The sequence below is a fragment of the Acinetobacter sp. X9 genome (genome assembly GCF_054889255.1).
In genome coordinates this window covers 599615-625431 of sequence record NZ_CM142679.1, presented here as the reverse complement: position 1 = coordinate 625431, position 25817 = coordinate 599615, and the positions used below count along the sequence as shown (strand labels likewise).

24 protein-coding genes are annotated in these 25817 nt (G+C 40.2%); 11 read left to right on the top strand and 13 right to left on the bottom strand.

Annotation, left to right across the window (positions count from 1 at the left end):
• The first annotated feature begins 155 nt into the window (after positions 1-155).
• From ACYU0V_RS03120 to ACYU0V_RS03100, 5 genes are all read left to right on the top strand, one after another.
• Entirely contained in the window at positions 156-1166 is a 1011-nt protein-coding gene (locus ACYU0V_RS03120) for an AraC family transcriptional regulator (protein ID WP_002116561.1), read from the top strand.
• Between the two features lie 169 nt (positions 1167-1335).
• Positions 1336-2541, top strand: coding sequence for an acetyl-CoA C-acetyltransferase (locus ACYU0V_RS03115; RefSeq protein WP_461849897.1), 1206 nt, complete (start codon positions 1336-1338; stop codon positions 2539-2541).
• A gap of 18 nt (positions 2542-2559) precedes the next feature.
• Entirely contained in the window at positions 2560-4695 is a 2136-nt protein-coding gene (locus ACYU0V_RS03110; protein WP_461848993.1) for a 3-hydroxyacyl-CoA dehydrogenase NAD-binding domain-containing protein, read from the top strand.
• 165 nt (positions 4696-4860) lie between these two features.
• A complete protein-coding gene (locus ACYU0V_RS03105; RefSeq protein WP_001280981.1) occupies positions 4861-5118 on the top strand; it encodes a hypothetical protein in 258 nt (85 codons plus the stop codon).
• A 15-nt stretch (positions 5119-5133) separates the two neighbouring features.
• Positions 5134-5994: a patatin-like phospholipase family protein gene (locus tag ACYU0V_RS03100; RefSeq protein WP_274858222.1), complete on the top strand. Its 861-nt coding sequence runs from the start codon at positions 5134-5136 to the stop codon at positions 5992-5994.
• A gap of 29 nt (positions 5995-6023) precedes the next feature.
• Here the strand turns inward: ACYU0V_RS03100 and ACYU0V_RS03095 are convergent, their stop codons facing one another.
• Positions 6024-6443, bottom strand: a complete 420-nt coding sequence (locus ACYU0V_RS03095; protein ID WP_262448562.1) for a GNAT family N-acetyltransferase — start codon at positions 6441-6443, stop codon at positions 6024-6026.
• 12 nt (positions 6444-6455) lie between these two features.
• The gene (locus ACYU0V_RS03090) at positions 6456-7667 is read right to left on the bottom strand and encodes a class I SAM-dependent methyltransferase (RefSeq protein ID WP_017402645.1); all 1212 of its coding nucleotides are present in this window, start codon (positions 7665-7667) and stop codon (positions 6456-6458) included.
• Between the two features lie 128 nt (positions 7668-7795).
• Between ACYU0V_RS03090 and trhA the strand changes: the two genes are divergently transcribed.
• Both trhA and ACYU0V_RS03080 read left to right on the top strand, forming a co-directional pair.
• A complete protein-coding gene (gene trhA / locus ACYU0V_RS03085; protein ID WP_016802594.1) occupies positions 7796-8437 on the top strand; it encodes a PAQR family membrane homeostasis protein TrhA in 642 nt (213 codons plus the stop codon).
• Positions 8438-8569: 132 nt separating this feature from the next.
• Positions 8570-9880: an MFS transporter gene (locus ACYU0V_RS03080; protein WP_002116183.1), complete on the top strand. Its 1311-nt coding sequence runs from the start codon at positions 8570-8572 to the stop codon at positions 9878-9880.
• Between the two features lie 66 nt (positions 9881-9946).
• On the opposite strand, the gene ACYU0V_RS03075 is transcribed toward ACYU0V_RS03080, so the two are convergent.
• Together ACYU0V_RS03075 and secA are read right to left on the bottom strand one after the other, a co-directional pair.
• Positions 9947-10390, bottom strand: a complete 444-nt coding sequence (locus ACYU0V_RS03075; protein WP_069036198.1) for a hypothetical protein — start codon at positions 10388-10390, stop codon at positions 9947-9949.
• Positions 10391-10522: 132 nt separating this feature from the next.
• Positions 10523-13243 (bottom strand): preprotein translocase subunit SecA, encoded by a 2721-nt coding sequence (gene secA, locus ACYU0V_RS03070; RefSeq protein ID WP_461848989.1) that lies wholly within the window; start codon positions 13241-13243, stop codon positions 10523-10525.
• A 406-nt stretch (positions 13244-13649) separates the two neighbouring features.
• Between secA and ACYU0V_RS03065 the strand changes: the two genes are divergently transcribed.
• The 3 genes from ACYU0V_RS03065 to ACYU0V_RS03055 all read left to right on the top strand — a co-directional run bounded on the left by ACYU0V_RS03065 (position 13650) and on the right by ACYU0V_RS03055 (position 15947).
• A complete protein-coding gene (locus ACYU0V_RS03065; protein ID WP_005050084.1) occupies positions 13650-14300 on the top strand; it encodes a peroxiredoxin in 651 nt (216 codons plus the stop codon).
• 259 nt (positions 14301-14559) lie between these two features.
• Positions 14560-15372, top strand: a complete 813-nt coding sequence (locus ACYU0V_RS03060; RefSeq protein ID WP_461849896.1) for an MBL fold metallo-hydrolase — start codon at positions 14560-14562, stop codon at positions 15370-15372.
• Positions 15369-15947, top strand: a complete 579-nt coding sequence (locus ACYU0V_RS03055) for a dual specificity protein phosphatase family protein (protein WP_461848987.1) — start codon at positions 15369-15371, stop codon at positions 15945-15947. Before ACYU0V_RS03060 ends, ACYU0V_RS03055 begins: the two co-directional genes overlap by 4 nt.
• A 28-nt stretch (positions 15948-15975) precedes the next feature.
• Here the strand turns inward: ACYU0V_RS03055 and ACYU0V_RS03050 are convergent, their stop codons facing one another.
• The 5 genes from ACYU0V_RS03050 to ACYU0V_RS03030 all read right to left on the bottom strand — a co-directional run bounded on the left by ACYU0V_RS03050 (position 15976) and on the right by ACYU0V_RS03030 (position 21300).
• Positions 15976-17034, bottom strand: coding sequence for an SPOR domain-containing protein (locus tag ACYU0V_RS03050; protein ID WP_461848985.1), 1059 nt, complete (start codon positions 17032-17034; stop codon positions 15976-15978).
• Positions 17025-18311: a bifunctional tetrahydrofolate synthase/dihydrofolate synthase gene (gene folC, locus ACYU0V_RS03045; RefSeq protein WP_461848983.1), complete on the bottom strand. Its 1287-nt coding sequence runs from the start codon at positions 18309-18311 to the stop codon at positions 17025-17027. Before folC ends, ACYU0V_RS03050 begins: the two co-directional genes overlap by 10 nt.
• Entirely contained in the window at positions 18308-19204 is an 897-nt protein-coding gene (gene accD / locus ACYU0V_RS03040; RefSeq protein ID WP_005804699.1) for an acetyl-CoA carboxylase, carboxyltransferase subunit beta, read from the bottom strand. Before accD ends, folC begins: the two co-directional genes overlap by 4 nt.
• Positions 19201-20004, bottom strand: a complete 804-nt coding sequence (gene trpA, locus ACYU0V_RS03035; protein ID WP_002116163.1) for a tryptophan synthase subunit alpha — start codon at positions 20002-20004, stop codon at positions 19201-19203. The genes accD and trpA overlap by 4 nt, the downstream gene beginning before the upstream one ends.
• 246 nt (positions 20005-20250) lie before the next feature.
• Positions 20251-21300, bottom strand: a complete 1050-nt coding sequence (locus tag ACYU0V_RS03030) for an AraC family transcriptional regulator (protein WP_461848982.1) — start codon at positions 21298-21300, stop codon at positions 20251-20253.
• A 120-nt stretch (positions 21301-21420) separates the two neighbouring features.
• Between ACYU0V_RS03030 and ACYU0V_RS03025 the strand changes: the two genes are divergently transcribed.
• Positions 21421-22296 carry a metal-dependent hydrolase gene (locus ACYU0V_RS03025; RefSeq protein ID WP_005072715.1) on the top strand — a complete coding sequence of 292 codons (876 nt, stop codon included), beginning with the start codon at positions 21421-21423 and terminating at the stop codon, positions 22294-22296.
• Positions 22297-22304: 8 nt separating this feature from the next.
• On the opposite strand, the gene ACYU0V_RS03020 is transcribed toward ACYU0V_RS03025, so the two are convergent.
• Genes ACYU0V_RS03020 through ACYU0V_RS03005 form a run of 4 tightly spaced genes read right to left on the bottom strand, consistent with a single transcriptional unit; the run spans position 22305 to position 25732 of the window.
• The gene (locus ACYU0V_RS03020) at positions 22305-23300 is read right to left on the bottom strand and encodes a DUF2804 domain-containing protein (protein WP_039762898.1); all 996 of its coding nucleotides are present in this window, start codon (positions 23298-23300) and stop codon (positions 22305-22307) included.
• A gap of 37 nt (positions 23301-23337) precedes the next feature.
• Complete coding sequence (locus tag ACYU0V_RS03015; RefSeq protein WP_461848980.1) at positions 23338-23850, bottom strand: DUF1543 domain-containing protein; 513 nt, start codon at positions 23848-23850, stop codon at positions 23338-23340.
• A 9-nt stretch (positions 23851-23859) separates the two neighbouring features.
• Complete coding sequence (trpB, locus tag ACYU0V_RS03010; RefSeq protein ID WP_002116129.1) at positions 23860-25089, bottom strand: tryptophan synthase subunit beta; 1230 nt, start codon at positions 25087-25089, stop codon at positions 23860-23862.
• The gene (locus ACYU0V_RS03005; RefSeq protein ID WP_000083562.1) at positions 25064-25732 is read right to left on the bottom strand and encodes a phosphoribosylanthranilate isomerase; all 669 of its coding nucleotides are present in this window, start codon (positions 25730-25732) and stop codon (positions 25064-25066) included. The genes trpB and ACYU0V_RS03005 overlap by 26 nt, the downstream gene beginning before the upstream one ends.
• Positions 25733-25817 lie beyond the last annotated feature (85 nt).

Here is a 25817-nt window from a genome sequence, read left to right as displayed (position 1 = left end):
CTAAAACAATGTCATGTTCAGCCATTTACCTTGATCATTTCGGCAATTTAACATGTAAAAAGTGCTTTTACTCTGTTGTAAATCGCCAATTTATTTTTTTAGACGGTCATTTAGGTCAATTTAAAGTGAACATCAAAGAGACTGAAGGATTCAATATGAGTCGCGATACGATTAGCATCCACTTCGTGAATGCGGCTTTGACAGGCGTAAAACGCCTTGGCATGGATGTTGAAATGCTCCTTTCACATGTGGGTATTGAAGCGGAATTATTACGTCAACCTAAAGCTCGAATCTCACCAGAACAATACACTCGATTTATAAAAATGTTGTGGATGGTCACACAGGATGAACACGTTGGATTTGACGTACAACCGCGTCGTCTGGGCACTTTTGCCATTATGTGTCAGTTGATTATTCACGCAAAAACATTGGGCCAAGCCCTTGAACTGTCATCTCAATTCTACAAATTATTTGGCGATGAATGGTCTGTAACTCTAGAGCGTGACAAACATGAAGCACGTCTAGTTCCACTCATTCCAAAAACTTTAGATCCAGACCATTTCATTACTGAAAGTATGCTGATGATTTGGCACGGTCTAGCATCATGGTTGATTGAACGTCGTTTGCCATTAGAGCGCGTTCATTTTAGCTATCCACGTCCTGCACATGCAGATGAATATGATGCATTATTTTTTGCACCAGTCATGCAGTTTGATGCACCACGCACTGAAATTACATTTGCAGCTGATTATCTTGATTTACCAATCCGCCAAGATGAAAAAACGCTAGAAGAATTCTTAAAAGCAGCTCCTGCTCAGCTTTTAGTGAAATTCAAAAACACCAACTCGCTAACTTCTCGTATTCGTGAAGTACTCAAAAGCCAAATTGGTGAAGAAATGCCAACGCTTAATGACGTTGCATCAATGTTATATTTATCTCCTCAAACCTTACGCCGCCGCTTGGCTGCCGAAGGTAAAAGCTACCAAGGTGTAAAAGATGCTTTACGCCGAGATGCTGCAATTCACTTGTTACTCAACCCTGAGTTAACACTTGAAGATGTTGCTCAACAAGTTGGCTTTAGTGAAACCAGTACCTTCCACCGCGCATTTAAAAAGTGGACTGGTGTAACACCTGGCCTATATCGCCAGCTACATGGTTATCACTAATTCTCAAATCTCTTTAGTTTCACATTTAGCCCAAGTTCAACTTGGGCTTTTTTGTATTTCTATTGGCAAAAATCATCACCTGACTGGTGCGCTTATCGTCATTGCGTTGCCTTTTAAAACCAGTACACTCAAAACACAACAAAGTTTAACTAATAAAAAAGGAACTGTTATGAGCGAGGCTTATATTATTGATGCCATTCGCACCCCACGCGGAAAAGGAAAAAAAGATGGCTCTCTTTACGAAGTAAAACCAATTACATTATTGACCACCTTATTAAATGAATTACAACAACGCCATCAACTCGATACCTCTAAAGTCGATGACATTGTTTTGGGGTGTGTAACACCAATTGGCGATCAAGGTGGTGATATTGCCAAAACTGCAGCGATTGCAGCAGGTTGGAATGATGATGTTGCTGGGGTGCAAATCAATCGCTTTTGTGCATCTGGTTTAGAAGCAGTCAATATGGCAGCAATGAAAGTTCGCTCTGGCTGGGAAGATTTAGTAGTTGCTGGTGGCGTTGAATCAATGTCACGTATTCCAATGGGTTCCGATGGCGGACCATGGGCTCTAGATCCAGAAACAAATCTTAAGTCATCATTTGTTCCACAAGGTATCGGCGCTGACCTCATTGCAACCCTAGATGGCTATAGCCGTGAAGATGTTGATAATTTCGCTGTAAAATCACAGCAAAAAGCGGCGACGGCTCAATCAAATGGTTATTTCAATCACTCAGTCATACCAGTCAAAGATCACACAGGTGTGGTGATTTTAGAAAAAGATGAATTTATTAAAGGTAATACATCACTCGAAGGCCTAGCAAAGCTCAACCCAAGTTTTGAAATGATGGGCCAAATGGGCTTTGATGCAGTCGCTTTACAAAAATATCCAGAAGCACAAAAAATCAATCATGTTCACCATGCAGGTAACTCATCAGGCATTGTCGATGGAGCAGCTGTAGTTTTATTAGCTTCTGAAAAAGCGGTAAAAGAACAAAACTTAAAACCACGGGCTAAAGTTTTAGCGACCGCACTGGTTGGTACTGACCCAACCATTATGCTGACTGGCCCTGCGCCTGCTGCACGTAAAGCTTTAGAAAAAGCTGGGCTTACGATTGATGATATTGACCTATTTGAAGTCAATGAAGCATTTGCGGCAGTTGTTATGCGTTTTATTAATGAGCTCAATGTCCCTACTGAAAAAGTCAACGTAAATGGTGGTGCGATTGCTTTAGGTCATCCATTAGGTGCAACAGGTGCCATGATTTTAGGTACTTTACTTGATGAGCTTGAACGACAAGACAAAAAGCGCGGTTTAGCGACGCTCTGTGTTGGCGGTGGGATGGGTATTGCCACCATTATTGAACGCATATAAAAATTAGGGATATAGAAGATGAGTGCAATTCAATACGAAAAAAATGCCGACAATATTGTCATTTTAACGCTTGATTCAACTGGTCAATCTGCGAACACTATGAATGCTGAGTTTCGTGACTCGCTTGATGAAGCAACTCAGAAACTTAAAGCAGAAACAGAACTTTCAGGTGTTATTTTCCGCTCGGCTAAAAAAACTTTCTTTGCAGGCGGTGATTTAGATGAGCTGATCCAAGTTCAGCCTGAACACGCAACTGACTTTTTCAATATGGTTGAAAAGCTAAAAGGTCATTTACGTACAATTGAAACACTAGGGATTCCAGTGGTTGCAGCATTAAATGGCACGGCACTTGGCGGTGGTTGGGAAATTGCATTAAGTTGCCATCACCGTATTGCAATCAATGACCCGAAGAGCAAATTTGGTCTACCAGAAGTTACTTTAGGTTTGTTACCGGGTGGCGGCGGTATTGTGCGTATGGTACGTCTCCTCGGACTTCAAAATGCGTTCCCATTTTTAATGGAGGGCAAACAGTTCGGTGTTGATAAAGCAAAATCTTTAGGCTTAATTCATGACACTGCCGAAAATGAACAAGAACTTTTAGATAAAGCAATTGCTTGGATCAAGGCCAATCCAAAATCTCAGCAGCCATTTGATGTGAAGGGTTATAAAATTCCGGGTGGCGATCCAAAAACTCCAGCAGTTGCACAAGTTCTTGCAATTGCACCAGCCATGTTAAAAGACAAAACCAAAGGTTGTTACCCTGCCCCTGAAGCAATTATGGCTGCCGCAGTTGAAGGTGCACAAGTTGATGTCGATACTGCTTTACGTATTGAGTCTCGCTACTTTACTCAGCTTACAACAGGTCAAATTTCTAAAAATATGATCGGCACTTTCTGGCATGGTCTAAATGCAATTAAGTCTGGTGCTAGTCGTCCTGCCGACGTTCCAAAATGGCAAGCGACTAAAGTTGGTGTATTGGGTGCAGGCATGATGGGTGCAGGTATTGCTTATTCAACAGCCATTAAAGGCATTCCAGTTGTACTTAAAGATGTATCTGTTGAAAATGCTGAGAAAGGTAAAGCTTACTCACAAAAGCTCTTAGATAAACGTGTTTCACAAGGCCGCATGACCGCAGAAAAACGTGATCAGATTTTATCTCTCATCACGGCGACAGCTTCCGCTCAAGATCTTCAAGGTTGTGATTTAATTATTGAAGCGGTATTTGAAAATCAAGAACTCAAAGCTAAAGTCACTCAAGAAGCCGAGCAATATCTAGCGCCTAACGGTGTGATGGCATCAAACACCTCAACCCTGCCAATTACAGGTTTAGCTCAGGCAAGTAAGGATGATAAAGCTTTTATCGGTCTGCATTTCTTTAGCCCTGTCGACAAAATGCAGTTGGTTGAGATTATTAAAGGTAAAAACACCTCCGCAGAGACACTTGCCAAAGCTTACGACTTTGTACAACAAATTGGAAAAACACCGATTGTTGTCAATGATAGCCGTGGTTTCTTTACCAGTCGTGTGTTTGGTACTTTCATTCAAGAAGGTATGCGCTTGCTTGCCGAAGGTGTCCACCCAGCGCATATTGAAATGGCAGCACTGAAAGCTGGTATGCCAGTTGGCCCCCTCGCTATTCAAGATGAAGTATCTTTAACATTAACTGAACATGTTGCTAGTGAAGCACGCAAAGCTCTACAAGCCGAAGGAAAAGATTTACCTAAAACTTCTGTAGATGAAGTGGTTCACACCATGATTCATGAGTTAAACCGTAAAGGTAAAGCTGCTGGAGCTGGTTTTTATGAATATCCTGAAAATGGTAAAAAGCATCTATGGGAAGGCTTAAACCGCTGGAAAAAAGATCATGATATTTCTGAACAAGATATGATTGATCGCATTCTGTTTGTACAGGCCTTAGATACTTTACGTTGTTATGAAGAAGGCGTACTGGAGTCTGTAATTGATGCCAATGTCGGTTCTATTTTTGGAATTGGTTATGCGCCTTGGACTGGAGGAGCAATTCAATTCCTAAATCAATACGGCACTGATAAAGCACAAAAACGAGCTGAAGAATTAGCTGCAAAATATGGTGAACGTTTTACACCGCCAGCTTTACTAAGAACCAAAGCTGAGCAGAAACAAAATATTCAGTAATTTAGTCCTATTGAATATTTAAAAAACTGCATAAATCTTACCCATATAAATATATTTTATTTATATGGGTTTTTCTTTATGACCTTTAAGATTTCAGCCCCCTGCCTAAATATGCTATAAATAGACTTCATTTTTGTGCTTCTATAGCACATTCGAGAAATTCTTATGTCCGATAAAAATTCTTCCGAGTCAGCAATTTTAGGCTGGAAATTTGTTCTGATCGTTGGTGTTTTAAGTGCGATTTTCCTTGGCTTTTTCTATTTAGCAATGAGTAATGAACCTGACTATATGCCAGGTGCACAGCGCAAAGCTCAACAAGAGCAAATGCAGCAAAAGGCTGAACACTCTACAGAGCAACATGCTCAACATAGTGACAACATGCCTGAAATGGATATGCAAGAACATAAGCAATCAACTCAGTAATCAGATATTTTTCAAATGACAGATTTTTCCCGCAACGCACTGGTTGTAGAGGGTGGAGGCATGCGTGGTGCCTTTACCAGTGGTGTACTTGACGCGTTTTTACAACAACAGTTCAACCCATTCGATTTATATGTTGGTGTATCGTCTGGTTCAACTAATGTCGCCAACTACCTAGCAGGCCAGCAAGGCCGCACTTTAACATTTTATATTGATCATTCACTGCGTCCTGAATTTATCGATTACAAGCGCTTTTTTAAGGGCGGCGATTTACTTGATTTAAAATGGATGTGGGAAATTGGTGAGCAAGAGCATCCTCTTGATCAACAGAGTCTTTTTGCCAAAAATCCTGATTTTTATATGGTGTTGACGCATGCCAAAACCGGTCATGCAGAATATCTTCGTGCGGGTAAAGACAATTTACTCAATGCGCTTCGTGCTTCTAGCTCAATTCCAGTTTTAACGCGTCATCCCGTCGATATTATGGGTGAACCTTATTTTGATGGTGGTGTTGCAGATGCCCTACCCGTTCGCTGGACGGCTCAGCAAAGTGGCGTCAAAAAACTGTTAGTTTTACGTACTCGTCCGAAAAACTATTTCAAAGCAAGTAGTCGAGCTGATCAATTCCTCGCAAAATATGCGTTTAAACATCATTATGGTTTCGCTAGTAGCTTGCGTAGCCGCTGTGCTCGTTATAACGCTTCGGTCGATTTTGTTCGTGGTGAAAATCCAGACCAGCAAATTTTAGAAGTGTGTCCACCGCCTCTTAAAAATATGGCTGGTCGTTTAACTACCAATCCAAAAAAGCTTCGCTACAGTTATGAAGTCGGTTTAGAAACTGGCTTACAGGCCATCGAAAGTTGGAATGCAATGAAATAAATTAAAATTGAGATTTCTAAAAAGAAGTCTCAATTTAACTTCAAAACCATATCAATATGTGGAATGCCACAGTCCTCGTAAACTTCACCTTGTACTTTAAAGCCTAAAGCTTCGTAAAAAGCGGTCACATAGGTTTGCGCTGAAAGCTTTAAGTAAGGCAGTTTATGACGACGTGCATAGTCAATAATATGCTGCATTAAAATTTTACCAATACCCTGCTTTCGATAAGGCATTAAAACAGCAACACGCCCTACGCTATGCTGCGGCAACAAACGTGCTGTAGCGATAGGCTGCTCTTTGTCATAGACAATAAAATGTAGAACTGTGGCATCCAAGTCGTCCCATTCATCTTCAGGTGCAATTCCCTGTTCTCGGATAAAGACTTGTTCACGGATGTATTTGGCATCTTGCTCAAGCTGTTCCCAACCACCCTCTACAATTTTATACATCCATTCACCGTCCTAGCACTTACAGCCAATATTTTCGATCGGCAACTGATCTTGTAACAACAATTCCAACGTTTGTTTTTTAATACCATACATTTCTTTCAATGCTTGGATTTGAGCCATAATCTTGGGATCAGGTTGTGAAACATTTCTGCGTTTTGTTGCCAAAATCATTTTATTTTTGCTGGTATGTTCAAGCGATACAAACTCAAAAACTTTGGTTTCATAACCATACGCCTTTAAAAGTAATGCACGTAAAGTGTCGGTCAACATCTCGGCTTGTTGTCCAGCATGAATACCAAACTGTAGCATTGGCTGTAAAACTTCTGGGCTATGTAATTGAGGGCGTAACTCTTTGTGGCAACATGGTGCACACATAATCATCGAAGCGTTTAAACGAATTCCGGTATGAATAGCAAAATCAGTCGCAATATCACACGCATGTAAGGCAATCATAACGTCCAGCTTTTCTGGTTGATAACTACGAACATCGCCTTCAAAAAAGTCTAGATGATTGAAATTAACTTTGTTTGCAACGTTCTGGCAAAATTCCACCAAATTACGACGTAGCTCTACACCAGTAATCAATGGTGTTTTCTGCTGTTGTTGCAGATAATCATACAATGCAAAAGTTAAATAACCTTTCCCCGAGCCAAAATCAACAATGCGTAACTCTTGTTGAGACGCATCAATCTGTTCGTAGGCACTCGCAAAAATTTCGATAAATTTATTAATCTGTTTCCATTTACGAGCCATGCTTGGAATAACTTGGGCTTTCTCATCAGTAATACCCAGCTCTTTTAAAAATGCATTGCCTTGCTGTACATAGCGCTGCTTTTCACGGTCATGTGCCTGAACCGTTTGTGTCGTATTTACGGCCTGCTTTTTACCCATATTTAATATGGCTTTTTTCTTATTTTTTTTTAGTTGAATTTCTTGAGTGGTTGAAAATAAGTTTGCTTGCTTACACTGTGTGATTAATTGCTCAATCTGCTGCAAGCCTTCTTGAAATGAATAGTTTTTAGTCACATCTTGAGTCGTGTGATGGTATAGAGCTGAAAGCTGTTTTTGTCCATGTAGCTCTACAACACGGAAAGTAATTTTTTCCAGCTGCGCCAACTCTCCCTTATATTGGCTCAAGATCAAACGCTCAAAAGCTTGTTGGTCAAGCATTTGCTTGATTTCATGAAAGAATTGCTGTTCTTGCTCAAAGGAGAAAACCGACACGGATATACCTGAAAAATGAAGACTCATATAAAATAGAAGTTTAAAGGGTCTAGGATTAAAAATAAAATAACTTTACGACTGTTTTGTATTTCTATACATTTGTATTTTTAATCAAAAAAATTAAAGTTATGAGTAAATCTGTGTTGGAAACTTACGATCCAAAAGAAGAACTATTTAATGCCTATAGTCATGGTGCTGGCGTTGTTATGGCTGTTGTAGCTTCTATCTTTTTAATTATAAAGGGATCTTATCTTTCAACCGCTCAGTGGATAGGTTTATGGGTATACTCATTTAGTCTAATTTTAGTTTTTACCAGTTCTACACTCTATCATTTTGCTCAAACACAAAACCTACGCTACTGGTATAAAAAACTCGACCACACTGCTATTTATTATTTAATTGCGGGAACATATACCCCATTCTTAAGCATTGCTATACCTACACAAAAAGCTCATATTTTACTTATTGCTCTGTGGAGCATTGCTGCAATTGGTACACTTTTCAAGTTAGTTTTTATTCATCGTTTTCAGAAAATTTCGCTACTTGCTTATGTTCTTATGGGTTGGCTTGCTGTTTTTGTTATGGATGATATGCGCACCTATCTGAGTAAAGACGCGTTGATTTTGTTAATTATTGGCGGATTAGCTTATACGGTTGGAGCATTGTTTTACGCGTTAAAAAAGGTAAGATATACCCATGCGATCTGGCATATTTTTGTGCTTTTAGGTGCAGGGGCACATTTTCTTGCAATCTATTGGTACGTAGTTTAGTCCATTTTTCACTCATATTCAGTGATCCTGAAAGAGTCATGGATGATGTTCTTTCACGCTATTCTTTGAGAAAAATACGTCTTTAAAAAGAGTAGCTATTAAAAATAAATTTTAACGGATATAAGGACTTATATGGAGTCAACTTCTGCGACTGCTGCTCCTGTAGTAGCCACTAATTCAAAAACACGAGTTTTGTTTGCAAGCTTAGTCGGTACAACTATTGAGTTCTTCGACTTTTATATCTATGCAACAGCCGCCGTGATTATCTTTCCTCATCTATTTTTCCCTGCTAGTAGTGGCAGTGCCGCAGTCTTACAATCTCTGGCAACCTTTGCAATTGCCTTTATTGCTCGTCCTATCGGTGCCGCATTATTTGGCCATCTAGGAGATCGTATTGGGCGAAAAGCAACTTTAGTTGCAGCTTTACTGACTATGGGTATTTCAACTGTATGTATTGGTTTGCTTCCAACCTATGCCCAAATCGGGATTGTCGCACCATTACTATTAGCTGTTTGTCGTTTAGGACAAGGCTTAGGCCTAGGCGGTGAATGGAGCGGTGCAGTATTATTAGCGACTGAAAATGCCCCAGAAGGAAAAAGAGCATGGTACGGCATGTTTCCGCAGCTAGGTGCCCCAATTGGCTTTATTTTGGCAACAGGTTCATTCTTACTATTAAGCGCAGTTATTCCTGAGCAAGCATTCATGCAATGGGGTTGGCGTATTCCATTCATTGCCAGTGCTGTATTGGTTATTGTTGGCTTATATATCCGTTTAAAACTTCATGAAACTCCAGCTTTCCAGAAAGTCTTAGATAAGCAAAAAGAAGTTAATATTCCATTTAAAGAAGTTTTAACCAAACATACCGGTAAGCTTATTCTTGGTACAGTTGCAGCAATCTGTACCTTTGTCGTGTTCTATCTTACTACCGTATTTGCTTTAAACTGGGGAACCACTAAACTGGGTTATGCGCGTGGTGAATTCTTAGAACTTCAACTCTTTGCCACACTTTGCTTCGCCGCATTTATTCCTTTATCGGCTATTTTTGCAGAAAAATTTGGTCGTAAAACGACTTCTATTGGCGTTTGTATTGCTGCTGCGATTTTCGGCTTGTTCTTCTCTAGTATGTTAGAGTCTGGAAATACCTTAATCGTATTCCTTTTCTTATGTACTGGCTTGGCAATTATGGGATTGACCTACGGTCCAATTGGTACAGTTCTTTCTGAACTTTTCCCAACTTCAGTTCGTTATACAGGTTCAGCATTAACCTTTAACTTGGCTGGTATTTTTGGTGCATCTTTTGCCCCACTGATTGCGACTAAGCTTGCTGAAACTTATGGTTTATATGCGGTTGGTTATTATCTTACTGCTGCATCACTTTTATCATTAGTTGCCTTCTTACTTATTCGTGAAACAAAAAATGATGATGTAAATAATCAGATTTAAAGTTTTAAAGACACCCCTATAAAAAAGCCAGTTCAATTTGAACTGGCTTTTTTATACGTATATGAATTAATTCATTGATGCAGGATTTACTGGAACAACACTATTTGTTGCAGCTGGCGCTGTTACATTGCTTGCTGCAACTGCTGCTGGTCCTGCTACTGCTGCTTCACCGATTAAAGCAACTTTTGCTTTTTCTTGGCTTTTTGCAGAAAGAGCTGGGTTACTTGCCACAATACGATTAATGTTTGCTGAGTTTGCTGGAGCAATCGCAGTAGTTTGTAAAATAATTGGGCGATTACCTGTGTTACCCAAGGTATAGCGAATACCGGTACGTGGACTAATCACTGTAGTATTTTCTTGCTTCACTACAGCTTGAGCCGAAGTTGGGCCTTTTGCTGCAAGAACTTTGTCAACCGTTGTCGTTTGAGGGGCTGAAGCTGCTTCTGCTGCAAAAACAAAACTTGGTACAGCAAGAACAGTTAAAAATAAAGGTTGTAATACTTTTTTCATTGTCTTTCCAACATACACTCTGGATGAGAAGTAAATAGCATTTAATGCTTAAAACTGCAAACATTATTCACAGGCTTACTACAAACATAAAAAAAGCAGAACAATTGTTCTGCTTTTTTTTGTGAAGGCAGATTAGATCTTACCGTGACATTGCTTATATTTTAGTCCCGAACCACATGGGCATGGGGCATTACGGCTTTCTGGAACAGGGAAAGCTTGCTGTTCAGCAGACTCGTTCATGGTTTCTTGAGAAAGTGTAACTTCACCAGTTAAACCATCTACATCATCATGTTCAAAAGAAAGCTTCATTGATTCAGCTTGCTGCTGCTGTTGAGCTTCCATTTCTGCAAGTTCTTCTGGTGTTGGGATATGTACGCGAGACAAATCAGTCACAACATCAGTTTTAATAATACCCAACATGTTTACGAACAGGTTGAAAGCTTCTTTCTTATATTCCTGTTCAGGGTTCTTTTGCGCATAGCCACGTAAGTGAATACCTTGGCGCAAATAATCCATTGCAGCCAAGTGATCTTTCCAATGGCGATCAAGAGAGTTTAAAACGAAATGACGTTCAAGCATTGCTGCAGATTCATCACCCATTTGAGCACGGCGCTGACGATAACGTTCAATTACTTCATCACTAATACGCTCAACCAAACCTTCTTCATCTAAACGACGATCTTGGTCTAACCATTCTTGAATTGGCAGCTCAATACCTAAATCAATACGTAAAGCATTTTCTAAACCTTCCACATCCCACTGATCATGAATTGACTCTGGTGGAATAAAGTTAGCAATCATGCCTTGCATCACTTCACGATGCATTTCTTCAACGTATTCTTTTAAGGTATTTTCAGCTAATACTTCATCACGTTGTGAGTAAATGATCTTACGCTGTTCATTATTCACGTCATCGTATTTCAATAAATTCTTACGAATATCGAAGTTACGCGCTTCAACTTTACGTTGAGCATTCTCAATCGAACGGCTCACCATTTTATGTTCAATCGCTTCGTCTTCTTTCAAACCCATCGCACGCATCATGCCAACAACACGGTCGCCTGCGAAAATACGCATAAGGTCATCTTCAAGAGATAAATAGAAACGAGAAACACCAGGGTCACCCTGACGACCGGCACGACCACGCAACTGGTTGTCAATACGACGTGATTCATGACGTTCAGAACCAATAATGTGCAAACCACCGGCTTGCAGGACATCTTCGTGGTCTTGTTCCCATTGTGCTTTTAGACGTGCTTCATCTTCTGCAGTTGGGTTTTCAAGTTTGGCAAGTTTCGCTTTCCAGTTACCACCCAAGATAATATCCGTACCACGACCGGCCATGTTGGTTGCAATCGTTACTGCATTCGGACTACCCGCTTGAGCAATAATGTCTGCTTCACGCTCATGCTGCTTTGCATTCAACACTTCATGATGAATACCAGCTTGCATTAACTTAGAAGATAAAATTTCGCTGGCTTCAATGGTTGCTGTACCAATCAGAATTGGAGCAACACCCTGCCCACGAATATTCATAATCTCTTGAATAATCGCGTTATATTTACCGTTACGGTTTAAATAAATTAAATCGTTTTGGTCGTTACGAATCATTGGACGGTGAGTTGGAATAATCACAACATCAAGACCGTAAATTTCTTTCATTTCCGCAGCTTCAGTATCAGCAGTACCTGTCATACCTGAAAGCTTTTTATAGAGACGGAAATAGTTCTGGAATGTTGTTGTCGCTAAAGTTTGGTTTTCAGGCTGAATTTCTAAGCCTTCTTTTGCTTCAACAGCTTGATGCAAACCTTCTGACCAACGACGACCCGGCATCGTACGACCCGTATGTTCATCGACAATAACCACTTCACCATCATGAATAATATAGTGAACATCACGTTGGAATAGGAAATGCGCACGAATAGCAGCAGATACATGGTGAACAAGGTTCAGGTTTGTTGCTGAATATAAGCTTTCGCCTTCAGCCAACAAGCCCATCTGAATAAGTTCTTGTTCAACAGTTTCATAACCAACCTCGGTCATTTCAACTGAACGCTGCTTTTCATCAATCCAGAAATGCCCACCATCTGCAACTTTTTCTTCTTTTTGCGGACGTAATTTAGGAGGAATCGTATTGATTGCAGAATACAGATGCGAAGAGTCTTCACTTTGACCAGAAATAATTAATGGTGTGCGAGCCTCATCAATTAAGATGGAGTCAACTTCATCGATAATGGCATAGTGCAAACCACGTTGTTTCTTTTCTGCTAAAGAAAACACCATGTTATCACGTAAGTAGTCAAAACCGAATTCGTTATTGGTACCGTAAGTAATATCTGCAAGATAAGCTTCCGCTTTTTCTGACGGACCTTGCATTGAATAAATCGTACCAATTGATAGACCCAAAAATTCAAATAATGGGCGGTTCAACTCGGCATCACGCTGTGCCAAATAATCGTTCACAGTAATGACATGTACACCTTGGCCACTCAAAGCGTTTAAATAACACGCCAGAGTACCCATAAGGGTTTTACCTTCACCAGTACGCATCTCGGCAATCTTACCTTCATGTAAGGTAATACCACCGATTAACTGAACGTCATAGTGACGCATACCCATCACACGCTTAGCAGCTTCACGACAAACTGCAAACGCTTCTGGAAGTAATTTATCTAAACTTTCGCCATTATTATAACGTTGTTTGAATTCTGGAGTTTTTGCAGATAAGTCTGCATCGCTTAAAGCTGATATCGTCGGCTCGAGCGCATTGATTTGCTCAACAATTTTGCGCATGCGTTTGAGTTCACGCTCATTTTTTGTACCGAAGATACCTCCGATCAGACTTGCCAACATGGATAAACTCTCTAAATCTTGCTTGGTCAAATGAATAAACTTTTTCTCAGTCGTTTATTATGGTGCCAGAAATTTGAAGTACAAGGGGTTTGCACAAAACCCCTAAAAAAAATCTGATAGTTAGACGAATGGTTTTTCATTCATCTAATCTCCCCTTAATGTGCCGAGCACCAAAAACACACCATTAACGCTCATCGATTAAGCATAACTTCCGAGAAATCTAATTTAGCAAATTTACCTTAAAGTTACATTGATTAAGCACTTAAAATAATGAGTTTTAGTCATATATATTTACACTTATATAAAAAGTTCATAATAAAATACAAAAACAATAATTTTAATCATAAAGTAAATGCTGCATATTCATTCAATCGAATAACAAATTATGCGCAATTGAGGAAAGATCATGACACTACGATTAGGAGATACTGCTCCCGATTTTCAACAAGAATCGAGTGAAGGCACAATTAATTTTTATGATTTTTTAGGGGATAGTTGGGGAATCTTATTTTCACATCCAGCCGACTATACTCCTGTATGTACAACTGAATTAGGTTATACAGCAAAATTAAAAGATGAATTTACGAAGCGTAATGTTAAAGCGATTGCTTTATCTGTAGACGATGTAGAGTCGCACAAGGGCTGGATCAACGACATCAATGAAACACAAAACACAACTGTAAACTTTCCAATCATTGCAGATAAAGATCGTAAAGTATCTGAGCTCTATGGCTTCATTCACCCTAATGCCAGTGAAACTCTGACAGTGCGCTCATTAGTGATTATTGATCCTAACAAAAAAGTTCGCTTAATCATTACCTACCCTGCTTCGACGGGCCGAAATTTTAATGAAGTCTTACGTGTTGTGGATTCATTACAATTAACAGATAAGCATAAAGTCGCTACACCAGCGAACTGGCAACAAGGCGAAGATGTCGTTATTGTGCCATCACTTAAAGATGAAGAAGAAATTAAACAACGTTTCCCTAAAGGTTATACGGCTGTTAAACCTTATTTACGCCTCACACCACAGCCTGAAAGCAATAAAACCGACTAAAGGTTTTATTGCTTGCAAGACAAACGCAGTGCGTAGGCAAGCATCTGAAAAACTCCCTACAAGACAAGCAAAGCGTGTAGGCAAACATCTGAAAGGTTCCCTGCAAGACAAGCAAAGCGCGTAGGCACACTTAGATTAAATATCACACCCGAAAAAGTCATCCAGAGTGATGGCTTTTTTATTTATGTATTGAATACTCATGGTTTTTATTGCTCAGATCAGTTATAACTCGAAACGATTCGGTAAAAAAATAAAAATCATGATCTATAAAATTCATCATTTAAAGTGTGGCAGTATGTGCCCAGTTTGTGCCCCCTTATTTGGACAAAAAGGCTTCCGAGCTGAGGTAATCTGTCATTGTCTTTTAGTTGAAACTGATCGAGGCTTAGTACTTATCGATACTGGCTTTGGCTTGCAAGATTACTTACATATGAAACAGCGCCTAGGCTCATTAGTTAAACGCTTAGGCAATATTGAGCATAATCTTGAATTTAGTGCGATCCAACAAATCCAAAAGCTCGGGTTTAGCCCCAAAGATGTACAGCATATTTTTGTCACTCATCTTGATTTCGACCATGCTGGTGGTATCTCAGATTTTCCTCATGCCACAGTTCATGTTTTAGCAGCAGAATACAACGCTGCCCAACTTCCAAATTTTAAAGGCAAACTTCGCTATAGAACCAATCAATATAAAGATCATCGGTATTGGAACTTCGTTGAATATCAAAAAGGTGAAGCATGGTTCAACCTCGAAAAAGTCAAAGGTTTTCCGCTGTTTCAAGATGAAATTTTAATGATACCACTGTTAGGACATACAGCTGGACATTGCGGGATTGCCATAAAGCAACAAAATCAATGGTTATTATTTTGTGGAGATGCCTACTACTCACACCTAGAGTTAAACTCTAAAAATAAATTAAGATCACTCGGTCTGTTGGAAAAAACATTTGCAGAAGATAATGAAAAGCGTCTTTTTAATCTCAAACGTTTACAGCATTTAGCTCAACATGAACCAACAATTCAAATAATTTGTGCTCACGACCCTGATGAGTTGCAACGGTATCAAACATGAAGAAATTATCGCTCCTTACACTTGCCATCTGTATAAGTTTACAAGGGTGTATGCAGCACGAAAGTATCGCCCATGAGCATCGACCACAAGATTGGGGAAGCTTAGTTTCTCAGACTCATAACTTTTATCAAATTAGTAATGATGTTTATCGCAGCGAACAACCGAGTGCTGCCATGATTTCTGAATTAAAGAATCATCAGATTGGAACGATCATTAATTTAAGAGCCAAAGACGCAGATACTTTAGTTTTTAAAAATGAAAATTTTAATCTTGTGCATATTCCTATCAACACTTGGGCAATTGACCGACAAGACCTCCTAGAAGTCATGCAACAAATCAAAATTGCCAAGCAGAATGACCAGCGCGTTTTATTACACTGCTACCATGGTTCAGACCGTACCGGCGCCAGCGTTGCCATGTATCGCATTATTTTTGAAAATTGGGCAATTGATGATGCGGTTAAGGAAATGAAACAAGGTGGTTACGGTTATCACATTATTTGGAAGAACATTGACCGTTTATTTACACCTGAAAATGTAAAATGGATTCAACAGCAACTGTCGAATCCATCTTAGTGACATCTTGAGTGGAGTTTTAATCTGGTTAACGTTGGTCTAACGGCACCCAGTCAATCACCCACGCTGATTTCATGTTTAAACTTGAATCAGAAGTAATTTTCTTACGAGCAGCATCTGCTGTATCACGGTCTTTTGCAGGTCCAACCATAATACGAATCCCCTTACTGGTTGGGCTTGTAGTGACCTTATAGCCTTTAGCTCGTAATTTAGAAACAACTGCATCTGCATTTGCTTGGTTAGCAGCCAAAGCGACTTGAACCATCCACTTTTTATCGCCATTTTCAAGCAGTTCACGTGCTTTTTCAGCTTCAGCTTTTTTCTCAGCATCAGCTTTTCGTTTAGCATCAGAGGCTTTTTTATCAGCTTCTGCTTGTCGTTTGGCTTCAGCAGCTTTCTTGTCTGCTTCTGCTTGGCGTTTTGCTTCAGCAGCTTTTTTATCTGCTTCTACCTGTCGTTTAGCTTCAGCTGCTTTCTTGTCTGCTTCTGCTTGGCGTTTTGCTTCAGTTGCTTTTTTGTCTGCTTCTGCCTGTCGTTTAGCTTCAGCTGCTTTCATGTCTGCTTCTGCTTGGCGTTTTGCTTCAGCAGCTTTTTTGTCTGCATCTATTTTTGAAGTATCAGTTGTTTTATTCACCGTATTGGTTTGCTGGTTTTTAGCTTTCGCCTCACCCACTAACTCCGGTGGAATATTATCTGAACTTTCTTGAGCCGCTGTACGGCGCGCATTAATAGCAGCGTACTCTGCTGCAGCTTTACGAGCAGCATCAGCTTCAGCTTGCTGCTGCATTGCTAAGAACTCAGCTGCACGTGCTTCTTGTTCAGCAACGGCCTTTTCACGCGCACGACGCTGTTCTTCTAGCAAACGTTTTTCAGTTTCAACATCAACCGCAAGCGGTTGTAGTTGTACCATTTGCCCTTCAGTTGTCTGTTTTGGTTTAGTTTGAGTTTTTGGCGATGTGGATGCGGATGGTTGAGCTTCAACCTGTTTTATTTCCTCATTTCCTTTTAGAAGTAATGCTGCCAATAAAACACCACCTCCTAGTAAAACAACGCCACCCATCCAGCGTTGTTTGTTATTCATTGACATTCTTCCAAATACTCCCAAATCGCTTCTAAAGTATGAAACGAACCACAGGCCAAAATCAGCTGATTGTTATTTGTTTGCTCAAGCGCTGATTTAAAAGCCTCTTTGATATTGCCATATTGTTGTACTGTCTGGCCTTGCAAGGCATCATTGAGTTGCTGAATCGGTGCAGCACGCGGCACATTCAATTCAGCAATTTTCCAATGTAAAACAGTAGGTTTCAATAAATCGACTACTGATTTTATATCTTTATCTGCCAGCATTGAAAATACTGCGACAACTTCTGTGTACTGTTTATTGTATTCTAAGAAATTTCGCAATTGCTTTAACAAAAATTCAACACCATGTGGATTGTGTCCAGCATCAAAAATGACCGTCTTCCCATCCACTTGACGCTGTTCAAAACGCCCTGCTAGGCGAGCAGATTGAATACCTTTTTCTAATGCTGACTGAGAAATCTCAAGTCCGCTATTTAAAATGGCCGCAACCGCTCCTGCAATATTTTCAATCGCTAATGTACCTAAAGGAAGTTTTAAAGTGGTTCCTTCCGAAGCAAAGTACCAGTTTTGTCCACCTTCTGCGAGCTTATAAAAATAATCACGATTAACGGTATATAAGTCTGCTTGTGAACTTTGTGCTTTATCTTGAATTGCTTGCGGTAATTGTTGCTCACCCGCGAAGATAACCGGAATATGTGGACGAATAATGCCTGCTTTTTCAAAAGCAATTTTTTCAATGGTATCGCCTAACCAGTCTGTGTGATCTAGGCCAATATTAGTAATTACTGCAATGTCGGGATCAATCACATTGACAACATCTAAGCGTCCGCCCAGACCAACTTCAAGCACCCATACATCACATTGTTGTTGTTTAAAAATAACAAAAGCAGCCAAAGTGGTTGCTTCAAAAAAAGATAAGCTTAAATCACAATCGCGACGAGCCTGATCGACTTGAACAAAAGCATCAATCAGACTTTGATCATCGACTTCTACCCCACCCAATTTAACTCGCTCATTAAAGCGATAGATATGCGGTGACTGATATAACCCAACTTTATAACCGTGTGCGTTTAATATCGCAGCCAGTGTGGTTGTGGTTGAGCCTTTACCATTCGTTCCGGCTACTGTAAAAACTTTAGCATTAGGCTGAGTTACACCCAGCTTTTCTGCAACAGGAATTACACGTTCCAGACCAAGATCTATCCCTGTAACGTGAACATGGCTCCAATAATTGAGCCATGTATCTAAAGAGTCTATTGAAAGTGGAGCTTGTTGGTTCAAGGTAAGTTCATCAATTTCGATACAAGTCGAGATACAGTATCACGTAAAGCATGACGATGAACAATCTGATCGATTACACCATGATCAAGCAAATATTCAGCACGTTGGAACGGTTCTTCAAGAGTTTCACGTACAGTCTGCTCAATTACACGTTTACCAGCAAAGCCAATCATTGCTTTAGGTTCAGCAATATGAATATCACCCAACATTGCTAAAGAAGCTGTTACACCACCATACACAGGATGTGTTAACACAACGATATATGGTAAGCCAGCATCTTTTAATTTTTGAATCGCAGCAGAAGTGCGCGCCATTTGCATAAGCGATAACATACCTTCTTGCATACGCGCGCCGCCAGAAGCTGCGAAACAGATTAATGGCTGACGTTTTGCAATTGCAAGCTCGGCAGCCTGTACAAAACGGTCACCTACAACTGTACCCATTGAGCCGCCCATAAAGTCGAACTCAAAAGCACATGCAATCATATCTACGCCATTTAAGTTACCTTGCATGGCAATTAACGCTTCCGTTTCACCAGTTTTGCTTTGCGCTTCACGCATACGATCTGGATACGGTTTAGAGTCAACAAACTTTAATGGATCTTTTGCAGTAAATTCTTGACCCAATTCAGTTACAACATTATCGAAGAACCAGTTCAAGCGGTCACGAGCTTTCATTCGTAAGTGTTCGTCACATTGCGGACAAACATATGCATTGAAAGAAATTGCTGTACGTGTCACTAGTGCATGACATTCAGGACATTCAATCGTTGGCTCAGTAAATGTTGCTTTGAGAATTTGTTGCTCATCTGCGACTTCAATACCTGGAACCGGACGTTTTGTCCATGGTGTCGAAGGGCTAAGAACTTTCCCTGGTTTCACTTCTTGATTCATACTAACTCATCGAGCGCTGCTCGAAGCTCCTTGACTTTACTCACCGTCTGTTCAACAGCGTCATCCGCTGCCAACGTTGCAAAATTTTTAACGAAAGCACTACCTACAATCACGGCATCAGCAACATTACCCATTGCTTTTGCTGAAGCGGCATCACTAATACCAAAACCAACACCCACTGGAATATTAGTGGCATTTTTGATTTTTTGAATACGCGCAGCAGCTTCTGCCGTATCAAGTGTTGCTGCTCCAGTTACACCCTTAAGTGAAACGTAGTAAATAAAACCACTTGCCTGATTAGTCACATGTTGAATACGTTGATCTGTAGAAGTTGGCGCAAGCAAGAAAATTTGGTCCATATCATGTTGTTTCAACACAGCACCAAACTCTTTTGACTCTTCTGGTGGTAAATCCACAAGTAATAAGCCATCTACACCACATTGTTTCGCATGAGAAACAAACTTCTCGTAACCAATCACTTCAACCGGATTCAGATAACCCATTAAAACAACAGGTGTTTCCTGATCCTGCTCACGGAACTCTTTTACCATGTTGAGTGCATCCAACGTGTTAGTCCCTGCCGCAAGCGCACGTTCAGCTGCAAGCGCAATTACCGGACCATCAGCCATTGGATCTGAAAATGGTAAACCAAGCTCAATCACATCTACTCCTGCCGCAACCATTTTATGCAGTAACGGAACCGTTACTTGTGGCTGTGGATCACCCGCCATAACATAAGATACAAGCGCTTTACGTTGTTGGGACTTAAGCTTTTCAAAACGGGTGGCAAGACGTGACATAGGGTTGTGCTTTCCTTGAATTATTTAAAATTGAGGAGTTGTTTGTAGAAATACAAGAACATCGCATTTTAACGCTATTTTTTGTCCATTGAACAGGTCTAACGTTATGGCGATATTCGATTGTATGATTCATACAACCCATGGTGTACATTTATCAATATTTTGAAACTTTTCTCAATGATCAAAGCTTCCTATTTTCGAGCCATTATTAGATTGCCACCCGATCAAAAAATCACCACACAAAACTTATTTCTCAATATTTTTATTGGCGAGTTGTAATTCCCTTTTCCGCGTGAGTAAAGTTTGTCCTGTCAAATTTTTATGAGCACGCGCAAGTGCCGACTGATCCGAATATCCCAACTGTTCAGCAATTGTAGTGAGGCTTTCATTTTGGTGAAGTAATATTTCACAGCGTTTCATGCGTTCAGTATCTAAAATTAATTTAAATGAAGTATTTAATGACTGTAATTGACGCTGCAAGCTACGTACTGAAATATTCAACTCGATGGCAATATCCTCTATTTTCGGGGCTTGTTGCTTGTGTTTGAAATATTCATGAACAATCCAATGTATTTGCTGAGCCAAATCTGTATGTATTTTCCGCTGAGCCAATGCCTCTTCTGCTTGTTTCACTAAAAGTTGCATTAAGCTGGGGTCTGCATGTCGAGGACGAACATTCAATCCCTCACTTGCAAAAGTTAATGCATAGTATGGTTGCTCAAATGATAATTTACATTGAAAGAAACGCTGATAGTGAACTAAGGGACCACGTGAGCGGTGCACAAACTCAACATGCTGCAAGAGAAAATCATGGAAAGGGGCAATTTGTTTAGCAAGCTGAACCATAGCAGCTAAAGTCAGCTCACAAAGTATGATATTACTGGCATCAACTAGCGGCCAATACAAACGAATGTTAGAAGCATCTTGTTCAACTTGCATAGGCACGACTTGCTCACCGTCAATCACGAGACGATGAAATTTCATGACATATTCAAGAACCTCTGCGAAGCTGCCACTTCGAGAAGCCATATATCCCAGTACACCAAAATTGGCAGGTGTAATACAAGTTGCCATTTCTAGGACTAAATTAGAAACTTGTAGACGAGACTCTGTCAGCTCTAAAAGTTCAAGAAAAAAGTTTAAAGAAGATTGAGCATCAATAGATGAAGCTAAAACATTTTGAACTTGACGGGCCTGAACATCTGTAAGGTTTAATGCCTGCCAATCGATTCCTTTTTCTTTTAGATAAGTATTCCACAGATAAAAGTAGCCATTTGAAATCGTAAAATCCTGCATGGCTCATCCTTTTTTAATGCCATCTTGTCGTAAACTGTATAAAAATTGGCAATAACTGTCAAAACAAAGCCGACTATAGGCGACATACTAATGAACATGTTAGATGCGAGAAATAAAAATATGAACGCACATGTTTCTTATCAGGTCGAGCCAGTAGTTCGTAAAGATCTAGATTTTCATTTAAACGAAGCGCCTCGCTTTTGGTTTAATAATGATCCTTTTTTGACTCGTATGTTTGATGCGCTCAGCTTAACCTTTCCAGATGGAGAGCGTTATTTTATTGAATGTGTCCGTATGTTCCGAGACAAAATTGATGATCCCGAACTACAAAAACGGGTTGCAGACTTTATTAAACAAGAAGCTCAACATGGTATTGCACATGACAAAATGAATCAGCTCATGAAAGAGCAAGGCATGCCTGTTGACCAGTTCACAGCTACACTTAAAAGAATTTTTCGTTTTGAACTCACCAAACGCTCACCGCAATACAATATTGCAATGACGGCAGCAGCTGAACATTTAACTGCATTAATGGCAGAAACTTTTTATAGCCATAAAAAAACTTTGGAAAATGCTCACCCCTATGTTCGAGCGCTATTCGCGTGGCATGCCATTGAAGAGATGGAGCACCGTGATGTTGCTTTTGACGTCATGAAACAGGTGGGTGAAGTTCCTGAGTCGACTCGTCGTTTTGTATTGGTTCTTACAACAGTACTGATGTTTGGCTTTACACTCTATCGCACCAACATCATGTTGAAATGTGATGGCTTTAGTCCAAGAGAAAGACTCTTGATGAACCTTAAAGGTTTACCTTGGTTCTTTGGCAAAAATGGCACATTAACCGCTATGAAAAACCAATATTTAGATTGGTTTAAAAAAGACTTTCATCCAAGTCAGCATCCAGTCATTCGTCAATATCCTGTCTGGATTGAAACACTCGAAAAAACGAATGATCCGATTGCGGCTGGTGAGGCATTCTGGCAAGCAGGTTTATAACCTGCTTGCTACCATTTTGCATAATGTTGTTCTAGTAAACCGTATTGCTCATTGCAATTGATGATATCGGTTGCCTCATGCTCAATTGTTCCGCTAATTTTAGCTTGCCACTGGTTGAACTGGCTGCCAATCATTCTTAAATTAATATTTTCGTATCGGCACCAACCGATATGCACTTGGAGATTAAGCTTTTGATCTAAAGAGCTAATTTGCCAAAGCTCATCATTTACTTTTTCAAATAAAACATCAGTCAGTGGAAATAAAACGCCGTTAATCCATAAGCAGTTTTCATTACCAAAACTTTCATTAACACCAGAAGCTAAATTTAAACCAATACGTCGCCCTTGCTCATCCCAAAAATTACATGAAAGCCAGAACCAAGCCGTTTCAGGTCGCAAAAAACCGCAGGTATCATCTAAAGAGGCAAATGTCTTTTCATCAAATTGTACGATTTGGTTTTGTTTATTAATAAACATTCCCTCTACAGCCAATGTGGTCTGCTTTTGGGTATATGTCCAACCATTGATTCCTGTTGGTGTACACAAGCTTAATATATCGGTTCCAGCACAAAAAATACGAGCGCTAAGTTGAATCTCACCATATTTAGTGACTCGAATGTATCGCACACCATTGGCATGCTGGATATCAAACTGATAAGGCGATTTAGAAAAATAACTTTGATTAAATAAAGGTTGTTCATCAAGGTAGGTTTTATGACCTAAAGGCTGAATGGCATTCCACTCGATGACTTGCTGAGTTTCATGGTCATAAATATAGAAAAAGCCATGCCCAACCCAGCCAATATCTGCAATTGCCAGACCAATACTATAGTGTTTATGTTGAATGCCGCAGAATTTAAATTTTTTATATTTTAATTGCTTACGCCAGCCTTTAAGGACCTTACCGTAAGGGGTTTTATAAATATAATGTTGTACGTGAATGGTTGACGGTACAGATTCAAAACGCCCGTAGCGAGGCTGTCCATTTTCTTGAATTAAATCCATTTACCCACTTCCATATGAATATTAGATTTCAAATGACCTATACCACGGTCAAATACGTATTTTCCCAAATTGTTTCAGCAAAATCGCCTTTTATTAAATGAATATAGCGCCCTGCTACACAATCTATCGCTAAGCAGTCATCAATATCAATGACTCGATCTGTATGTGCTTTTTGCCACTGCCGATCTATAAATTGTTTACCTAATTGTTTGGCAACTACCGCATTTGGTGCAACCACAAACTCATAACGGTGAAGTTCACCGAATTCACTTGCATTATATCCGCCCAGATTAATTAAATATAATTTTAAATCATCTGGTTGTGGAGCAGTATCTGTAAAGTGAATTTGATAATTTTGTCCTTGAGAGCTAACGCCAGAGAGCTTGGCCCAAGCATCAATATGTAATCCTTGAGCCTCACCAAACCAAGCCTGTTTAAGTTGAGGATAAACTTCTTCCAAAGTATCTCCTACAGCCATGACTACATCATGAACTTCTGTATTAGCACGTGCATGACGCCCACCTAACATCACCATAAACAAACTTGGCATTGTATCCTCTTACATCTCGACCATTTCTACGCCATCAATGCGTGCAACTGTCATTAAATCTTTGTCACCACGACCTGAAACAGTCGCAATAATAATCTGATCTTTAGACATCGTTGGTGCAAGCTTAGAGACGTACGCCATAGCATGTGAGCTTTCAAGTGCAGGAATAATCCCTTCGATTTTGGTTAAATCACGGAAACCTTGTAGAGCCTCAGTATCATTAATCGGCACGTATTCTACGCGCTTCATATCTTTCAAGAAGCTATGTTCAGGGCCAACACCCGGATAATCAAGGCCCGCCGAGATACTATGTGTCTCAATAATCTGGCCTTGTTCATCACTCATCAAGTAAGTACGGTTACCGTGCAATACACCCACATGACCCGCATTTAATGGTGCAGAGTGTTTACCAGTTTCAATACCAAAACCAGCTGCTTCAACACCATACATTTTCACGTTGGCATCGTTTAAGAATGGATAGAACAAGCCCATTGCATTTGAACCACCACCCACACAGGCAACTAATGCATCTGGTAAGCGACCTGCTTGTTCCAAAATCTGTTTACGTGCTTCGCGACCAATAATCGACTGGAAGTCACGAACCAATTGAGGATATGGATGCGGGCCTGCAACTGTACCAATCACATAGTACGTCGTATCAACATTAGTTACCCAATCACGCATCGCTTCGTTCATGGCGTCTTTCAGCGTTTTAGAGCCGCTTTGTACAGGAACAACTGTAGCACCCAACAAACGCATACGATAAACGTTCATCGCTTGACGCTTAACGTCTTCAGCACCCATATAAACAACACATTCAAGACCTAAACGTGCTGCAATTGTTGCTGTTGCTACACCATGCTGCCCAGCACCAGTTTCGGCAATAATACGTTTTTTACCAGAAAGCTTTGCCAATAACGCCTGACCAATCGTGTTGTTTACCTTGTGTGAGCCTGTATGGTTCAAGTCTTCACGTTTAAGGTAAATTTGCGCACCACCTAACTCTTTTGACCATCGCTCAGCATAATAAAGTGGACTAGGACGACCTACATAGTAGGCGAGGTCACGGTCGAATTCTGCCAAAAACTGTTCATCATTTTTCATGCGGGAATAGAGATTTTCTAAATCTTCTAATGCCGCCATTAGAGTTTCTGACACAAAACGTCCGCCATGGATACCGAAATGCCCTGCAGCATCTGGATACTGTGTATAGTCAATCACATTGTTTTGCTGATCCACGTTGGACTCCTTGCATAAATCGTTCAATGAGTTGTTGGTCTTTTATACCTTTTGCGGACTCTACGCCTCCGCTCACATCTACTGCAAAAGCACCGGTAGTATGAATAGCGTCAATGACATTGTCAGGGGTTAAACCACCTGCCAAGATTAATGGAATATCAAGTTTTGGGAATTTAGACCAGTCAAACTGATGTCCTGTGCCCCCTTTGAGCTCAGGATGCCACGCATCGAGCAATACAGCACTGGCACCCGCTGCCTGATATTTTTGAATTTCAGCAACTACATCCAGATCAGGTTTAACCTGAATCGCTTTATACCAGCGACGTTTACAATGGCGAGCAATTTCCTGACATTGTTCTGGAGTTTCATCGCCATGTAGTTGTAATACATCTAGGGGAACACAATCAAGTACATCCTGAATTTCAGTAGCACTCGCATTTACAAACAAACCTACCATTTGTACATAAGGTGGAATTACTTTTGCTAATTCTTGGGCCTGTTCAACTGTTACATGTCTTGGGCTTGGCGGAAAAAAAACAAAACCAATCGCATCTGCTCCAGCAGCAACAACTGCCTGAACATCTTGAGTACGAGTAATTCCACAGATTTTTGCTCGTGTACGTTTTTGGTTTGATTGGCTCATGATCTGCCTAAACTACAACCATTTCTTAAAATAAGCGCCATTGTAATGCAATTTTTGTCCCTTGCGTAAAAGTTCTCGGGGAATT

Excerpts from the sequence above, each read along its gene's own strand:
- ACYU0V_RS03120 (WP_002116561.1), top strand. The coding sequence starts at position 156 with ATGAGTCGCGATACGATTAGCATCCACTTCGTGAATGCGGCTTTGACA.
- ACYU0V_RS03115 (WP_461849897.1), top strand. The coding sequence starts at position 1,336 with ATGAGCGAGGCTTATATTATTGATGCCATTCGCACCCCACGCGGAAAA.
- ACYU0V_RS03110 (WP_461848993.1), top strand. The coding sequence starts at position 2,560 with ATGAGTGCAATTCAATACGAAAAAAATGCCGACAATATTGTCATTTTA.
- ACYU0V_RS03105 (WP_001280981.1), top strand. The coding sequence starts at position 4,861 with ATGTCCGATAAAAATTCTTCCGAGTCAGCAATTTTAGGCTGGAAATTT.
- ACYU0V_RS03100 (WP_274858222.1), top strand. The coding sequence starts at position 5,134 with ATGACAGATTTTTCCCGCAACGCACTGGTTGTAGAGGGTGGAGGCATG.
- ACYU0V_RS03095 (WP_262448562.1), bottom strand. The coding sequence starts at position 6,443 with ATGTATAAAATTGTAGAGGGTGGTTGGGAACAGCTTGAGCAAGATGCC.
- trhA (WP_016802594.1), top strand. The coding sequence starts at position 7,796 with ATGAGTAAATCTGTGTTGGAAACTTACGATCCAAAAGAAGAACTATTT.
- ACYU0V_RS03080 (WP_002116183.1), top strand. The coding sequence starts at position 8,570 with ATGGAGTCAACTTCTGCGACTGCTGCTCCTGTAGTAGCCACTAATTCA.
- ACYU0V_RS03075 (WP_069036198.1), bottom strand. The coding sequence starts at position 10,390 with ATGAAAAAAGTATTACAACCTTTATTTTTAACTGTTCTTGCTGTACCA.
- secA (WP_461848989.1), bottom strand. The coding sequence starts at position 13,243 with ATGTTGGCAAGTCTGATCGGAGGTATCTTCGGTACAAAAAATGAGCGT.
- ACYU0V_RS03065 (WP_005050084.1), top strand. The coding sequence starts at position 13,650 with ATGACACTACGATTAGGAGATACTGCTCCCGATTTTCAACAAGAATCG.
- ACYU0V_RS03060 (WP_461849896.1), top strand. The coding sequence starts at position 14,560 with ATGATCTATAAAATTCATCATTTAAAGTGTGGCAGTATGTGCCCAGTT.
- ACYU0V_RS03055 (WP_461848987.1), top strand. The coding sequence starts at position 15,369 with ATGAAGAAATTATCGCTCCTTACACTTGCCATCTGTATAAGTTTACAA.
- ACYU0V_RS03050 (WP_461848985.1), bottom strand. The coding sequence starts at position 17,034 with ATGTCAATGAATAACAAACAACGCTGGATGGGTGGCGTTGTTTTACTA.
- accD (WP_005804699.1), bottom strand. The coding sequence starts at position 19,204 with ATGAATCAAGAAGTGAAACCAGGGAAAGTTCTTAGCCCTTCGACACCA.
- trpA (WP_002116163.1), bottom strand. The coding sequence starts at position 20,004 with ATGTCACGTCTTGCCACCCGTTTTGAAAAGCTTAAGTCCCAACAACGT.
- ACYU0V_RS03030 (WP_461848982.1), bottom strand. The coding sequence starts at position 21,300 with ATGCAGGATTTTACGATTTCAAATGGCTACTTTTATCTGTGGAATACT.
- ACYU0V_RS03025 (WP_005072715.1), top strand. The coding sequence starts at position 21,421 with ATGAACGCACATGTTTCTTATCAGGTCGAGCCAGTAGTTCGTAAAGAT.
- ACYU0V_RS03020 (WP_039762898.1), bottom strand. The coding sequence starts at position 23,300 with ATGGATTTAATTCAAGAAAATGGACAGCCTCGCTACGGGCGTTTTGAA.
- ACYU0V_RS03015 (WP_461848980.1), bottom strand. The coding sequence starts at position 23,850 with ATGCCAAGTTTGTTTATGGTGATGTTAGGTGGGCGTCATGCACGTGCT.
- ACYU0V_RS03005 (WP_000083562.1), bottom strand. The coding sequence starts at position 25,732 with ATGAGCCAATCAAACCAAAAACGTACACGAGCAAAAATCTGTGGAATT.